The 13,914-nt window shown below is 50.1% G+C and carries 16 protein-coding genes; 5 read left to right on the top strand and 11 right to left on the bottom strand.

Annotated features, from left to right (window positions below; genetic code table 11):
* The first annotated feature begins 77 nt into the window (after positions 1 to 77).
* Entirely contained in the window at positions 78 to 722 is a 645-nt protein-coding gene (locus tag AR333_RS16135; RefSeq protein ID WP_068776391.1) for a YcnI family protein, read from the top strand.
* A 321-nt stretch (positions 723 to 1,043) separates the two neighbouring features.
* On the opposite strand, the gene AR333_RS16130 is transcribed toward AR333_RS16135, so the two are convergent.
* From AR333_RS16130 to AR333_RS16115, 4 genes are all read right to left on the bottom strand, one after another.
* Positions 1,044 to 1,949 carry a Gfo/Idh/MocA family protein gene (locus AR333_RS16130; protein ID WP_068776390.1) on the bottom strand — a complete coding sequence of 302 codons (906 nt, stop codon included), beginning with the start codon at positions 1,947 to 1,949 and terminating at the stop codon, positions 1,044 to 1,046.
* A gap of 160 nt (positions 1,950 to 2,109) precedes the next feature.
* On the bottom strand, positions 2,110 to 2,598 hold the full coding sequence (locus AR333_RS16125; protein ID WP_068776389.1) for a dihydrofolate reductase: 489 nt from the start codon (positions 2,596 to 2,598) through the stop codon (positions 2,110 to 2,112).
* 167 nt (positions 2,599 to 2,765) lie between these two features.
* Entirely contained in the window at positions 2,766 to 3,560 is a 795-nt protein-coding gene (gene thyA, locus AR333_RS16120) for a thymidylate synthase (RefSeq protein WP_068776388.1), read from the bottom strand.
* A 156-nt stretch (positions 3,561 to 3,716) separates the two neighbouring features.
* A complete protein-coding gene (locus AR333_RS16115; RefSeq protein ID WP_068776387.1) occupies positions 3,717 to 4,574 on the bottom strand; it encodes a sugar phosphate isomerase/epimerase in 858 nt (285 codons plus the stop codon).
* 293 nt (positions 4,575 to 4,867) lie between these two features.
* Here AR333_RS16115 and AR333_RS16110 point away from each other — a divergent pair, with 293 nt between their 5' ends.
* Both AR333_RS16110 and AR333_RS16105 read left to right on the top strand, forming a co-directional pair.
* Positions 4,868 to 5,086 (top strand): hypothetical protein, encoded by a 219-nt coding sequence (locus AR333_RS16110; RefSeq protein ID WP_068776386.1) that lies wholly within the window; start codon positions 4,868 to 4,870, stop codon positions 5,084 to 5,086.
* Between the two features lie 17 nt (positions 5,087 to 5,103).
* Entirely contained in the window at positions 5,104 to 5,337 is a 234-nt protein-coding gene (locus tag AR333_RS16105) for a hypothetical protein (RefSeq protein ID WP_068776385.1), read from the top strand.
* A 204-nt stretch (positions 5,338 to 5,541) separates the two neighbouring features.
* Here the strand turns inward: AR333_RS16105 and AR333_RS16100 are convergent, their stop codons facing one another.
* A complete protein-coding gene (locus tag AR333_RS16100) occupies positions 5,542 to 6,615 on the bottom strand; it encodes a hypothetical protein (protein WP_068776384.1) in 1,074 nt (357 codons plus the stop codon).
* Between the two features lie 554 nt (positions 6,616 to 7,169).
* Between AR333_RS16100 and AR333_RS16095 the strand changes: the two genes are divergently transcribed.
* On the top strand, positions 7,170 to 8,036 hold the full coding sequence (locus AR333_RS16095) for a D-alanyl-D-alanine carboxypeptidase family protein (RefSeq protein ID WP_068776383.1): 867 nt from the start codon (positions 7,170 to 7,172) through the stop codon (positions 8,034 to 8,036).
* 86 nt (positions 8,037 to 8,122) lie between these two features.
* Here AR333_RS16095 and AR333_RS16090 read toward each other — a convergent pair whose 3' ends face one another.
* A complete protein-coding gene (locus AR333_RS16090) occupies positions 8,123 to 8,695 on the bottom strand; it encodes a GNAT family N-acetyltransferase (protein ID WP_068776382.1) in 573 nt (190 codons plus the stop codon).
* A gap of 107 nt (positions 8,696 to 8,802) precedes the next feature.
* On the opposite strand from AR333_RS16090, the gene AR333_RS16085 reads away from it, so the two are divergent.
* Positions 8,803 to 9,024 carry a hypothetical protein gene (locus AR333_RS16085; protein WP_068776381.1) on the top strand — a complete coding sequence of 74 codons (222 nt, stop codon included), beginning with the start codon at positions 8,803 to 8,805 and terminating at the stop codon, positions 9,022 to 9,024.
* 25 nt (positions 9,025 to 9,049) lie between these two features.
* On the opposite strand, the gene AR333_RS16080 is transcribed toward AR333_RS16085, so the two are convergent.
* The 5 genes from AR333_RS16080 to AR333_RS16060 form a co-directional block, all read right to left on the bottom strand.
* Positions 9,050 to 9,694, bottom strand: a complete 645-nt coding sequence (locus AR333_RS16080) for a hypothetical protein (protein WP_068776380.1) — start codon at positions 9,692 to 9,694, stop codon at positions 9,050 to 9,052.
* Positions 9,627 to 10,943 carry a hypothetical protein gene (locus tag AR333_RS16075; RefSeq protein WP_068776379.1) on the bottom strand — a complete coding sequence of 439 codons (1,317 nt, stop codon included), beginning with the start codon at positions 10,941 to 10,943 and terminating at the stop codon, positions 9,627 to 9,629. Before AR333_RS16075 ends, AR333_RS16080 begins: the two co-directional genes overlap by 68 nt.
* Positions 10,933 to 11,838 (bottom strand): ABC transporter ATP-binding protein, encoded by a 906-nt coding sequence (locus AR333_RS16070; RefSeq protein WP_068776378.1) that lies wholly within the window; start codon positions 11,836 to 11,838, stop codon positions 10,933 to 10,935. Before AR333_RS16070 ends, AR333_RS16075 begins: the two co-directional genes overlap by 11 nt.
* Positions 11,839 to 11,890: 52 nt before the next feature.
* On the bottom strand, positions 11,891 to 12,952 hold the full coding sequence (locus AR333_RS16065; RefSeq protein ID WP_172798880.1) for a HAMP domain-containing sensor histidine kinase: 1,062 nt from the start codon (positions 12,950 to 12,952) through the stop codon (positions 11,891 to 11,893).
* Between the two features lie 95 nt (positions 12,953 to 13,047).
* Positions 13,048 to 13,722, bottom strand: coding sequence for a response regulator transcription factor (locus AR333_RS16060; protein WP_068776376.1), 675 nt, complete (start codon positions 13,720 to 13,722; stop codon positions 13,048 to 13,050).
* Positions 13,723 to 13,914 lie beyond the last annotated feature (192 nt).

The raw sequence follows: 13,914 nt of genomic DNA, 5'->3' as shown, positions 1-13,914 counted from the left end.
CACCTGAGTCATTCTTTCTCCCGCGCAGATTAGATACAGTAGAAGTATAGAAAACGCAGGAGAGAGGATGTTTAATAATGAAAAAAATCGCAGTCAAAGCTGCCGCTTTAATGGCGGGGATGATGCTCTTTGCAGGAGTCGCCAGCGCACACGTAACCGTAAATCCGGCTGAAGCGCCTGCCGGCTCTTATCAGAAGTTTACCGTCCGCGTTCCGGTTGAAAAGGACATCCCGACTGTCAAAGTCGAAGTGAAATTCCCAATCGATTCGGTAGCTGTTTCCAGATTCGAACCGAAACCGGGCTGGAAATACGAGATCGCCAAGGATGCCGCCGAGAAAATAACCGGCGTCACCTGGACTTCCGAAGGCGAAGGACTCAGCAAAACAGAATTTGCCGAGTTCAGCATGCAGGGCAAAGTGGCCGACAATGCTTCCAGCATCGTATGGAAAGCTTACCAGACCTACAAAGACGGCAGCGTCGTCGAATGGACCGGAGCCGAAGGTTCCGACAAGCCCGCTTCCGTTACGAAAATAAGCGCCAAGCCTGCCGAAGGGGCCAAAGACAGTCACGGCAATACAGCGGCTGCGCCTAATCAGGCAGCCGAAGCTCCTAAAGCAGCCGCCGGTGCGGAAACTAGCAGCACGCCCCTGATCCTGTCCATCGCAGCGGTAGTTCTGAGCGCAGCATCACTCTTGCTCACACTTTTCCGTAAGCGTACGTAGGAACACACCGACCGATCTAGGATCCCGGCAACTAGCGCCGCCTCCTGATAGGCTGCGGGTCCGAATCTGAGGCTGTCAAAGCTGTCCCAAAAGCAATAATTTGTAGAGGTACGGGACACTATCCATGATTAGATAAAGTGATCGTTTAAACGAAAAGGAGCTAAGCGGCTTAAATCTGCTTAGCTCCTTTGTTATTGGCATCCACTGCCGCTTTTCTCAGCAGGATTGCGGGCAGTCGAAAGCCGCCTGACTTCGGGGCTTACTTGGGGCAAGTCTCTTCGTTAACCCGCTGCAAGAGCCGCCCCAGCAAGTCAGCAGCGGCTACAAGCGTACCGGCAGCCCCGTCTCACGGCTCTCGTTGGCCGCTTCGATGAAGCGGATTACTTCCAGCGTCTCCTCCAGCCCGACAGCGGCGCTGCCTCCGGCGAACATCTCCATTACGCGCTCGAGCAGGCTCGCGTAGAAAGGCTTCGCCGAAGCGGCCACGTCTACCGCGGTCGTGCCCTTCTCGCGGTGTATCTGGGCGCCGAAGCCGAAGCTTCCGGCGCGGTTGCCACGGACAGTGCCGATGCGTCCGTCCGCCCAGACGCCGACCACCACGTCATGCGCATCCCGCGTGAACGCGGTGACCTGCATGCAGCCCGGGCCCAGTGCAGCGTACAGCATCTCCACCATGTGGATGCCGTACCAGAATAGCCCCGGCTGCGTAGGCTCCAGCGCCATCGGACCGTAACAGTCCGCGCCAAGCAGCGCGCCTCTGGAGGTGTCCGCAAGCGCCCGTGTCACTTCTTCGGCGAAGCGGAGCGATGAGCTGCTCATAAGCGCTATCCCTTCGGATTTCGCTAAAGCGGCGATGTCAGCGGCATCCCGGGAAGATACCGCAAACGGCTTGTCGATAAAGACCGGCTTGCCGAAAGGGGCGATCTGGCGAAACTGCTCTGCATGTACCCGTCCATCCGCCGATTCCAGCAGAATGGCATCACACGCCGCCGCAACCGCAGCAGGGGAATGGGCAATCTCGATACCGAAATCGTCCCGCAGCTTATTCGTGAACCCTTCGACCCGCGAGCGGCTGAGCTCGAAATCATCCGAACCGCCCGGATAAGCGATAACGACCTTGCCGCCTGGTACATGATATGGATTGGCCGGATCATTCAGCAGCTTCGTAAATTCTACGGCATGTGATGTATCCAGGCCGATCATCCCAATACGCAACACCTTGTCCATCAACGTTCCCCGCTCCCCATAGGCTTCATGAGCACAATCGCGATGCCATTTCCTCTATTCCTCAAAGCCCTGTAGTTGTGTAAGTACAGTCTTTCTATGTAGATGAAGCTTACCCTCGTCCGGCTGCCGTGTTCCTGAATGATTAGCGTATCTTCCGTTTCTATTTCCCTGTGCGTTCATAAGTACGGAAATAATAGTCGTAGGGATTCTTGTCGTCCTTGATTCCTTGTTCCTCTGAAACAAGCGACCATTCCTGCGGCTCAATGACCGGAAAATACGTATCCGCTTCGAAAATATCGTCGATAAACGTTACATATAGCTTATCTGCATAGGGCCAGAACAATTTGAACACTTCCGTGCCACCGATTACAAAGACTTCTTCCTCCTGGAAACCGGCAAGCGCCTCTTCCACACTATGAACAACCTCGCAGCCCTCCAGCTTATAATCCGGCTGTCTGGTCAGCACGATATTCCTCCGGTTCGGCAGCGGCCGTCCGATCGAATCATAAGTCTTGCGCCCCATCAAGACGGAATGACCGGTTGTCATTTTTTTAAAAAACTTAAGATCTGCAGGCAGGTGCCAGGGAAGCTTGTTATCGATGCCAATCGCATTCTGGCGATCCATAGCAAATAGGAATGATACGCTCATACTCTCACCTCATTATTCAAATTTTGGGCCCATACGTGAAGTCGGCCCGTGTTGACTTCTTGTTGTCCGGTTGGAAAATTCCATCTTAGCATAACACCCCAAAATAAAAATTGCCATGGAGTTAAACGATCCTCCCTGGCAATAAAATGTCGGTAAATGCAGCGGAGCTAAATCGCAATCGGAGCCTTGATTCCCGGATGAGATTCATAGCCGGTAAATTCGAAATCTTCGAAAGTATAATCAAAGATCGATTCCGGCTTGCGCTTTATTACGAGCTTGGGAAGCGGGAACGGTTCTCTGGCGAGCTGCGTCTCTACTTGCTCCAGGTGGTTCAAGTAGATGTGTACGTCGCCGCCTGTCCACACCAGATCCCCCACTTCAAGATCACATTGCTGTGCGATCATGTGCGTCAGGAGGGCGTAGGAGGCCAGATTGAACGGCAGACCAAGGAATGTGTCTACGGATCTCATCTGGAACATGCAGGACAGCTTCCCGTCCGCTACATAGAACTGGAACGCATAGTGGCACGGAGGCAGAGCCATCGAATCCACTTCCGCAACATTCCAGGCACTGACCATATGCCGGCGTGAGTCCGGATTGTTCCTGATCTGGTCGATCAGCTTAGAGATCTGGTCGATGGTGCGGCCGTCCGGCGCGAGCCATGTACGCCACTGAGCGCCATATACACGCCCGAGATTGCCGTTCTCGTCGGCCCACTCATCCCAGATCGTTACTTTATTGTCATGCAGATATTGTACGTTCGTCTCGCCTTTAAGAAACCACAGCAGTTCGTGAATAATGGATCGTGTATGGAGCTTCTTCGTAGTCAGAAGCGGAAATCCTTCCGCTAAATTCATCCGCATCTGGCGCCCGAATACCGAGATCGTCCCCGTACCCGTACGGTCCTCTTTGCGGACTCCATTGTCCCTTACATCACGCAGCAAGTTCAAATAACTGTTCATTACACACCTCCGGAAAAACATCCTTATTAGTATAAGTTAGTTCCCTGGTTCCATCAAGAATTCATTAGCAGGGGACGCAAAAAACCCGCAAGGGATTGTTTTCTCCTCTTACGGGCTTATCTGTTTATTATTGTGTACGGAAATAATTCATGCTGTTTACACTTCGGACCAGATGCGCTTCACATTATCCATAGCGATGCGGGAGCCCTGCTTGCACTCCTCCATGCCCTCGAATTCTATCGAAAGGTAACCGTCATAGCCGGATTCCTTCACAACACGAAGCACTTCCCACATATCAATATCGCCTTGTCCCGCAATGGCGCCGCGCAGGTAATTGCCGGCCGTTGTCTTGAACCAGCCTTCACCCGGATTCCGGTAGGAAGGACGGAGGTAGAAGTCTTTAATGTGCACAATCGATGCCAGCGGCAAGTTTTTCTTCACCGATGCAACCGGATTCTCGTCGGCACACATGAAGTTTCCGATATCCAAAGTCGTTTTGAAATTAGGACGGTCTACTCCTTGTACAACTGTCAGGACACGATCGCTTGCCTGAACGAGAAAACCGTGGTTCTCGATGCTCGTCGTAATGCCATACTGGGCTGCATAGTCTGCAATTGTGCGGCAGGCTTCGATCATCCGGTCCACATTTGCATTGAAAGTACGCATGGACACATCTTCGTGACGGGCAACATCATGACGCATCAGTTTAACGCCAAGGGCGTTAGCCACATCCACTTCACGTTTTACACGTTCGATCTCCTGCTGGTATGCTTCATCATTTTCTGTCAGGAAGTTGGCGCCGACAGCATAGTTGGACAGCTCTATGCCCAGCTCAGCCGCTTTCTCGCGAATGCTCTGCACAAGCTGGGGTTCCTGGGTGAAATCGATTCCAAGCGGAACCACTTCCATGTGCTCGCCGCCGTTAGCTGCGATCCATTCGAGTGCACTGACATAGTCCAATTCTCCTGCCGTAATCGCGCGGTACAAACTGTAGGAGCTTAAGCCGATTTTCAATTGGGCCGCCTCGTTTCTCTGTATGAATGAAATAACTACACCTGTATCATAGAAAACCCCTCAGCAAGAAGCAACCTCCTTGATTTCGCATAATTCAGCATAATTCGCGTATATCCCCCTAAATGCGCTTTTTTAGCCCCTTATCATCCCGCTTACGGCTAATGTTGGACATTCTTTCCACTCGGGTTTCTTCTTTCTCGCTATTCGTGACTAAATTTATAGAAATAGGTGATTCCTTTGAAAAAGAACGAGGTAATAAAGAGTAGTCATAAGGAAACAGGGGGAAGAAAACAATGCCGAATTGGGCCGTCAAAAAACTGAAAACAAAGCTGCTGCTGGGCTATCTTCTTCTGGTATATGGAATCCTGCTCTCCGGATATGGCGTGTATTTGATATCCTCAGAGGGCTGGAATCAGCTTCTGCAGTGGGGTCCTCTGCTAATCGTTATAAGCGGCACATTTTTCTTCTGGTCGGGATTTGAAGAAACCAATGCCCACAAGAAAAGCAGCTAAGGACGGGTCCATTCACAATGAAAGACGATTTTGCCGCTCTTTCCAGACAAGTCGGCTTTTACCGCAGACATCAGGTAATCCCTACTATGACAGAGGTGGAGCAAACCTGGCAGGCTGCCCGCAGCGGAAATCCCGATGCAGCCATCCGACTTCTCGATTGGCGCCGCCACTGCCTTCTGGCCAAGACAGAGGAACAAACGGCCGTCATGCAGCTCATCATGCAATACGCCCGGCTGTTGTTTAATTGCTGATCTCTTGTTTATCTACCAACATCCTATTAGGATGTTCCTATAAAAATACCCGAAATCTTCACAATAAGCGTTCCGGATTTTATATCTCCGGAACGCTTATTGTTACTTCGGGCGGCTATTTGGGTGTGCATTGCCGAATAAAAAGAAGAAATCCCAGGCTGTTAGAGCATGCCTGGGATTTCTTCGTATGATCATGCAGGCCGGTTACTGAAGACCGGATCCCTGCATTTTTTTATTAAACTCTTCCATAGTAAGGGTTTCAGCCGGAATGCCAATTTTGAAATTAGCCTTCTGGTTGATGTTCGTATACTCATTGGTTATTTTGGTGCCGACTTTAAAGTTACCGGACTTCTCGTCTTTGATATCAAGATTAGCGTTGATAGCTTGATAAGTCGGGTAGTTATCTTTATTAATCGCTGTGATGATGTTCATTTCATTGATGTTCAGAGCTTTCTTGATTTCAGCAATATCTTTCTTTGCTTGTTCTGTATCGGTTGCCGCCACTTCTTTCTTCGCTTTCTCAAGCTCTGCCGGGTCGATTTGGAACATGTCTTTATATTTGTCGCTGCCTACAAGATCAAGAATCTGAGGAGCCACTTTCTCGATAATAGCCATCAGTGCCGGCTCCAGTGTCTCGTTCGTGATCTGGAACTTAACAACCTGCTTAGCGTCAGCGGTATCCGGAATGCCCGCATCTTTCTTGTCTACATCAACGAAATAAGTCTTCTCGTCAAAGTTAGCTGTAAAGATTTTCATGGCATCTTGGCTGAATTCCTGCTGTTTCTTCATATCAAGCGATTTAATATCGACTTTCACATCGCTGTTCTTGTTGAGTTCGTTCATATCCATCACCAGGTATTTGCTCGTCACGTCTTCCGGTAGCGGCAAAAATGGCGTTTTGGGAACTTTAATGTAAATCTTATCTGCAGTCATTACCATAGGAACGGTGATTGTAGTCTGCATATCGCCTTTAATATGAGCCTCCAGGGTCATTTCCGTCTGCATAGGGTCAGCCTGGTAAACACCTTTAGCGGTCAATTCCATGTTCTTCATGAGATTGGCAGCCATGTTCAAGCTTGGATCCGCTTTGACGGCGGCTTCCGGGAATTCAAGATTCAGCGTCATCTTCATGTTAAAATCAGCAGAAGTCATTGCCGCGGCCGTAGTTGTTGCTTCCTCCATAGCCTGCTTCGGAGTTTCTTTGCTTCCGCAACCCGTTAACACTACGGAAATCGCCAGCATAATAACAAATAAGGACATCCATACTTTCTTACTCAAACCCATTTCCCCTCTCTCTAACCTTCTTTTTAGTGGAGCACGAAGAACCATTATAATACAAATCGTATCTGAAGCAAAGGAGTGATTTGTATAATGCAGGAAAATGATGAAATCATATCCCAGTTGAGATTAACCCGTTCATCCGAAATCGAAACCACTTCAGGGAATTTTTTTCCTAAAACTAGTTATACCAGTGGTTTATAACCCTTATAACGGAAATTAAGTTCGGGAAGTAAAACAATTACATGATTATCCGCGGTTAATCCTGATCCGGATTGTCCCATTTTCTGGAGTATGCCTTGTTGGTGATCCATATCGTAGCCCATAATATGAGCCCGGCTAATGCCAGCCCGATTAGCAAAGATGCAATCATCATTGTGCGCTGCCTCCTCTCGATTACTCACATTGTAACGAATCATTCAAGAAGTTAATAGTGCTGTCACTGCTTAGTCACAAATGCATCGAAGACCCTCATGGGGTATAATAGAAGAGTTGCCAGTTACATAGCTATCCTATTCATGCCAGACCAGCTTTGCAATCAAGGAGGAAATACGATGAAATCAGGAAAAATCATGGTTCGTACCCTGCTGCTTACCGCTGCAATCGCTCTATTCGCAGGTTGCTCCGACAATAAGGAAACGGGTGGAACCGCATCATCTTCTGCTAATCCGTCAGCCACGCCGGACACAACAGCCTCGGCCTCGGCTTCACCAACACCTTCACCTTCGCCATCTGACAAACCAAGCACTTCACCATCAGAATCGGGCAAGCCTGCTGCTACCGCTTCACCCAAAGCAACCGCACCTGCTGCCGGCGGCGGTTCTACCCCGGGGTCAGCCGATCCGCAGAGTGTATCTGTTCTCGTCAACAAAGAATATAAACTGCCTGACAACTATAAGCCTACCGATCTTACCTACCCCGATGTCCCTTTTCTTTTCAAAGAAAAAATCGAGAAGCGGATGATGCGTCAGGAGGCGGCTACTGCACTTGAGAAGATGTTTGCCGGAGCTAAAAAAGACGGTATTAATCTGGCCGGTGTCTCGGCTTATCGCTCGCACGCTACTCAGACCACCCTGTTTAACCGCTATGTGCAAAAAGACGGGGAAGAAGCCGCCAAGAAATACAGCGCCGTTCCGGGACACAGCGAGCATGAAACCGGCCTGTCCATCGACATCTCGGGAAGCACAGGCGCCTGTGCCGCCGATGACTGCTTCGCCGGTACACCGGAAGCAAAGTGGCTGGCAGACAACGCGCAGAACTACGGTTTTATCGTGCGTTACCCTAAGGGAAAAGAAAATATTACAGGCTACCAGTATGAGCCGTGGCACATGCGCTATGTGGGTACGAAGACTGCCAAAGAAATTCACAGCAAGAACACGACTTTGGAAGAATATTTTAATTCAACCGCTGTCTCTAACTAATACGGCTAACGACAGAAGCCGGCTATCCCCCCAAGGGATAGCCGGCTTCTTTTCTTCTTTAGGGTCAACGCCCCATCTCCGCTTTTTTACTTCGCGCAATAGATCGCTCTGTATTCTTCTTCCAGAATGCTCATCGTGATCGAGTCATGGTACTTGTGATTGTAGAACAGCGCATCTCGCTGCACACCCTCTTTGCGGAAGCCAAGCTTCTCATAGACATGCTGCGCGCGCGGATTGAAGTCAAACACATTCAGCTCAATACGGTGCAATTGAAGAATACCGAATCCGTAATCCAGCAGAAGCGTAATGGCTTCACTGCCGTAGCCTTTGCCCAGCACCTCGTCTCCGAACAAAGCAATCCGGAGATTCGCGCTCCGGTTCAGCAAATCGATATCCTGCAGGGCAATGTCACCTATAACCTCATCCGTATCCCTCAGGGCAATCAGCAGAAGCAGGCTCGATGAATCCTGCATCTTCCCTTCAAGATATTGGCGGATTTGTTCTTTGGAATAGATTTTCTGGGTCCCCGTTAACTCGCGGATCGCGGAATGATACAAACTGGCATGATACAATTCGGCGTCTTCCAGCTCAATGGGACGTAAGTAAACGGCTGCTCCTTCCCGGAATCTGACAGGGGAGCTGCCTTTGGTCTGCTTCATATCATGTACCTCCAGTTTCTTTACTGACTTTACTATAGCGGATATTTGTATAGTCTAAAATAGACAGATTCCTCTTTTTGTAAAGGACAGATTGGAGATGGCCGCCTGTGCCTCATATTCCTAAGCTTCACTTCAACAGCAAAACATCCCATTATGTCCAGTTGTATGAACATATCAAGCAAGAAATCGCTCACGGGAATCTGCCTGAACAGACACGTCTTGCTTCCATCCGGAATTTTGCCGACCCGGCATCCGCAAGCTGGCCGGGGTGTGGCTGGACGCCAGAGCCGGCGGCGTTGATTGAAACGCCCGCCATGTGCTTTCTGTAATCCGCACTTTTCTCCTGAGGTCGCATTACCTGCGGGAACGCTGCATTTTTTTGACCAGTAACGCAGCCACAACAAAGCAGAAGCCTACCGCCAGCAGCCCGTATTTCTCTTCAAAACTGCCCTTGGCAAGTGAGAACAGATCGAGCTTCTGAACATATTTACTGCCTGTAAACAAGTTAAATAAGTACCAGCCAAGCGGAATTAGATATCCGATCGTGACCTGGTTGCTGACGGCATAAGCCAACAGACCCAAACTTCCCATAAAAAACGCCGTAGCAAAGGTTCCAGCGATATAAGCCAGCCCTTCAAATTCACTATCCAGAGCCAGCATCGTGCCTGCAAACACACAGATATACACGAGCAAAGTAAGTGCAGCCAGCAGAATTCTAAGCAGGTAAATCCCGGTCGAATCCGTGTATTTGGATTCGATCAGCTCCCGGATCTCCTTGTCTTGCTCCGGCAGGAATAGCGGAGTAATCAGCATGACTCCTGCAAGAGAAACGAACTGCTCCAGCACCAGCGCGGAACCTGCCTGGTCCAGATTGCCGATACTGAAAATAAGCGGGGTCAGGAACAGCCATCCGGCCGCCATAAGAGCAGGATTAAGCCACGCGAGTCTTAGGTTTACTTTTAAAACGGCTGCGTATTTTACCCATATACTTTCCGGCATCCAGCTTCCCCCTCCTTTTGAGCTCGTAGATTACCATAGCAGATGCCACCAGCAGTAGAGCCAGAAGCGAGTAGCCGATACGGTTAAGAACAAGCGTACGGAAATGCTCCTCCAGAATCTGGCGGTTGCCCACCGTATTATGCCGAATCACCAGCAGAGAGCCATAACCGCCTTTCATCAGCTGCATTCCGGCATTCAGACCGATGAACCACCATAATCCCTGGACCACGATTGCAATCGGGGAATCGGTCAGCTCTGTCAGGCAGACACCGACGGCGGTAGATACCATCAGAGTCGGCAAGAGCCATCCCAGAATGTACTTGCCGTAAGCCAGCAGATCAATCTCTGCTGCGCTTGTCTCCGAGTACGCGGCAAACTGAAGAACTGCATGCAAGGACAACAGAAGAACAGGCACAATCAGCATAACAACAAGTGCCGTATAACGGGCCAGAACCAGGGTGGAGGAAAAGGCCTTACGGCTGTAAATCAGCTCCTGCATATGAGCACGCCGGTCTCTTCCTCCTTGGAATACAGCGACAAAGACTGGAAGGAATCCAAGCAGGATTCCCATGTAATCGCTGAATTCCCTGGCATAGGCGCCGCTGATCTTGTCTTTTTCAACAAGCAGCTTGTATTCCGCCAATCTCTCTTCGTAGGTCATCGGAACATGACCGTGCCTGCTGATCATTGAGTCGAGAGAATAGTTGGAGCTGCTTCCCAGCATAGACTCTACTTCACCCATCAATTCCTTGAAGCGCTCATACGAAACTACGATCGGAAATGCCTTTCCAGAAGGAGTCACCCTGCCTTGAACCGTATCCTGAGAAGGTGTCGCTTCTGGCAGCTTCCGTTCGAGAGAGTCTGCGGACAGACCGGTGAGTTCTTGAAGAATGCTCCCGATCCGCTCCTGTTCCTTTTCCTTCAGCTTCACACCTTTGTAAAAACCGATCGGATAAGTGGCATACCGATTGGCCGCATACTCCGTATACAGACTCTGCGCGGCCGCAGGCATGATGACCTGAGGCGCCTCAGCTGTCTTCATCCCGTAGTTGTCCCATCCCGGTTCAGGCTTGATCAGCGGGTTAAAACTCGGGGTTCCCTCTGTATGATTCTTCGCATCTTGGAGGCTGCCGCTTACAGAAGTGCCGATCTGGGCGGCATAGAACAGGACAAGGATACCGGCAAACGCAAAATAAATGAGGCTTTTGGATATTAGCCTGCATTCTTTAAGAAGGAGACTAATGAACATTGCTGCTCCCTCCCATCTTCAGCATATAAGCATCCTCAATATTCGGCTCGCAAAGAACCGCATTCGGGCAGGGCTTCTCATCGGCAAGAATCCGGACGGTGACCTCATCGCCCAGCGTCAGCATGCCCGTCACAATGTAGGACGCTTTAATGCTGTCCAGCTCGCGCTTGGAAACCTTCAAATTATACACCTTGCCTGCGGCCGTATCCGTAAGCGCTTTGGCCGTCCCCTGATAGAGCAGCCGCCCGCCATCCAGGATGGCGATGTTCTCGCAGGTCGCTTCCACATCCCCGACGATATGTGTCGACAGGATCACAATCCGGTCTTCGGCGATTTCGCAGAGAAGATTCCGGAACCGGATGCGCTCCTCGGGGTCCAGACCCGCTGTCGGCTCATCCACGATAAGCACTTTGGGATCGTGGAGAATCGCCTGGGCAATCCCGAGCCTGCGCTTCATGCCGCCGGACAGCGCCTTGACCTTTACCTTGTGGCAGTCGCCTAGATTAACCCGCTCTAGCAGTGCGGCTATCCGCTTCTTTCTCTCCGCTCTGCCCAGTCCCGACAGCACACCCAGATAGTCCATCGCTTCATAGACGGTCATATGGGGATACATGGAGAAATCCTGCGGAAGATACCCGATCAAGCGGCGGATCTCTGCGGCCTTTTCCACAGGCGTACCGCAGATGCTGATTTCTCCGCTGCTTTTGGCGCTGAGAGAGGACAGGATTTTCATAAGCGTAGTTTTCCCTGCGCCATTGCGTCCCAGAAGCCCGAACATCCCCTTGCCGATTTGAAGAGACACCTCCCTCAACGCTTGCTTCTGACCATAAAATTTATTTAACTGACGGATGGTGATTTCCGTTCTTGCGGAAATAGATTCTGCCCGCTGCCTCATATACAAACACTCTCCTTAGACTTGGTCTAAAGAGAGTGTACCGGACAAACCTCTACTTTTTATCAACTTCGAGAAAGAATGAAGCAGTTACGTTTGCACCGCCCTCCGGCCTGTTCTCCACACGAAGCAGGCCACCGTGCTTCTCGCACAGGATCCGGCAGATGTGCAGACCGAGTCCGAGATGATGACTTCCGTCTGCCCTGCCGCTCCCCCGGTAGAATGGCTCTGCGGCCAACTGTAAAGCCTCCGGGCTAAATCCCGGGCCATCGTCCGTAACCTCAATGACAAGCGCTTGATGCTGGACGCGGCAGTAGGCAGTCACCTGATTAGCGGCATAACGGAACGCATTCGCAAGCATATTCTCAACCACACGAAACACGATAGTGTCATCGGTATAAAGGACGGGTGCCGTAATCGTACTGTTAAGACCGGACGATTTACCGTACCGTTCGGACAAGATTTCCATTGAACTCTTGAGTTGTCTTATCAAATCGTCGGTACTCCGTTTGGAAGGCGTGACAAACGTATCTTCGAGATTTTGTATCGTCGTCATCGTGTCCACATACATCTCCAGCCTCTGGACATAATCCGACATAAAAGATACCGTAGCGAGCAGCTTCTCCGGGCTTATTTTACCGCTTGGGACGTACCGGATCAGAAAATCCGTATATCCCTTCAGCACCGTCAGGGGGGTACGCAGGTCATGGGCAAAGGCCGCATTCAGCCTTTTCCGCTCCTCCATCATTCTCCACATCTTCCGGTTGCCTGCATCAAGCTCTGTTCTCATCCGCTCGAAAGAATCGCACAAACGCCCCATCTCATCGTTTGGTTCATAGTTGATTCTAAAATCCAAATCATGGGCCGAAATTTTGTCGGCCCCTGCCATCAGCAGCTCGATGGGCTGCTTCAGCCTGCTCCGGTAAAAAATCGTGACCGCACTAAGAATCGAACCTCCAAAAAAAACAAGTGGCAGGAGAACGTTTAGAACGGAGATCAGATTCAGGAACCCCTGGTCTCTTGGCGAAATCGGTGCATATTTGCCTATGCGGATCATATGATCATCGGTTATTGGCGTATGAATCAAATACTTGTCCAGGATTTCAGTTCTTATCATTTGCAATCCCCAATTAGACAGCACTGTGAGCAAAGCAGCAGTAATCAGACAAATAAACGTCAATAGAAAGAAGGCATTTTTAAGCGACATCTTCTTTAACGGAGCCATTTGTACCCTACACCCCAGACGGTTTCAATCCAAACACGGCTCGTATGCTGCGCTAGTTTGGCCCGAATTCTGCGGATATGCTCCGCGACCACAGTGCTGTCCCCGTTTCCGTCATAGCCCCAAATCTTCTCGTAAATTCTCTCTTTATCAAAAATCTGTCCCGCATTCATGGAGAGGAGTTCCACAATGTCAAACTCTTTTCTCGCAAGCAGTACCGGATGATTCTTATAAAATAAGCTGCGCTGGGCATATTCGATCACAAGCTCGTCCGCAAACTTCGCCGTCGTCCGGGTAACACTTCTCTGCTCGCGCCTCAAATGGGCCGCGACTCTGGCTCCGAGCTCGTCTATACTGAACGGCTTTACAATATAATCATCTCCTCCTACGCGAAAACCGTTTATTTTATCGGTGTCTTCCACTTTGGCCGTCAGGAAAAGAATCGGACAGGACACGTGATTCCTGATCCGCGCGCAAACCTCGACCCCATCCAGATCCGGCATATTGATATCCAGAAGGATAAGATCCGGATTCAAAGCCGCTTTCTCTAATGCTTCCGCTCCACTTGCCGCTGTGTACACCGTATATCCGTTGATCTCAAAGTAATCTTTCAGCAAGGTCAGAATTCCTTGTTCGTCATCCACAATGAGTATCTTATGCTGCACTTTATGCTCCCCTTTCTATGCTGACTAAATAAAATGCTGGCTGGAGCCATCGTAGCATGCCTTTCTCAAGGAATTATCAACTTTTGTTCAGTTGGGCAAATGTAAGAAAGCTTCCTTCTCCTTCCATTTTGCCCTTCCATCGGTTTTGTATGAGGAGATGCTTTTTTCGGTGTCACTGGAGGTTACACCTCT

This window comes from Paenibacillus sp. FJAT-26967, from assembly GCF_001541095.1.
Taxonomy (GTDB): Bacteria; Bacillota; Bacilli; order Paenibacillales; family NBRC-103111; genus Paenibacillus_F.
The sequence above is the reverse complement of the archived record's forward strand: the minus strand, read 5'-3'. Positions and strand labels throughout refer to the sequence as shown.

What these genes read in the sequence shown, in the direction of transcription:
- AR333_RS16090 (WP_068776382.1), bottom strand. Translation starts at nt 8,695, where the DNA reads ATGAAGCAGACCAAAGGCAGCTCCCCTGTCAGATTCCGGGAAGGAGCA.
- AR333_RS16130 (WP_068776390.1), bottom strand. Translation starts at nt 1,949, where the DNA reads ATGGACAAGGTGTTGCGTATTGGGATGATCGGCCTGGATACATCACAT.
- AR333_RS16125 (WP_068776389.1), bottom strand. Translation starts at nt 2,598, where the DNA reads ATGAGCGTATCATTCCTATTTGCTATGGATCGCCAGAATGCGATTGGC.
- AR333_RS16065 (WP_172798880.1), bottom strand. Translation starts at nt 12,952, where the DNA reads ATGATAAGAACTGAAATCCTGGACAAGTATTTGATTCATACGCCAATA.
- AR333_RS16110 (WP_068776386.1), top strand. Translation starts at nt 4,868, where the DNA reads ATGCCGAATTGGGCCGTCAAAAAACTGAAAACAAAGCTGCTGCTGGGC.
- thyA (WP_068776388.1), bottom strand. Translation starts at nt 3,560, where the DNA reads ATGAACAGTTATTTGAACTTGCTGCGTGATGTAAGGGACAATGGAGTC.
- AR333_RS16070 (WP_068776378.1), bottom strand. Translation starts at nt 11,838, where the DNA reads ATGAGGCAGCGGGCAGAATCTATTTCCGCAAGAACGGAAATCACCATC.
- AR333_RS16075 (WP_068776379.1), bottom strand. Translation starts at nt 10,943, where the DNA reads ATGTTCATTAGTCTCCTTCTTAAAGAATGCAGGCTAATATCCAAAAGC.
- AR333_RS16080 (WP_068776380.1), bottom strand. Translation starts at nt 9,694, where the DNA reads ATGCCGGAAAGTATATGGGTAAAATACGCAGCCGTTTTAAAAGTAAAC.
- AR333_RS16095 (WP_068776383.1), top strand. Translation starts at nt 7,170, where the DNA reads ATGAAATCAGGAAAAATCATGGTTCGTACCCTGCTGCTTACCGCTGCA.
- AR333_RS16105 (WP_068776385.1), top strand. Translation starts at nt 5,104, where the DNA reads ATGAAAGACGATTTTGCCGCTCTTTCCAGACAAGTCGGCTTTTACCGC.
- AR333_RS16135 (WP_068776391.1), top strand. Translation starts at nt 78, where the DNA reads ATGAAAAAAATCGCAGTCAAAGCTGCCGCTTTAATGGCGGGGATGATG.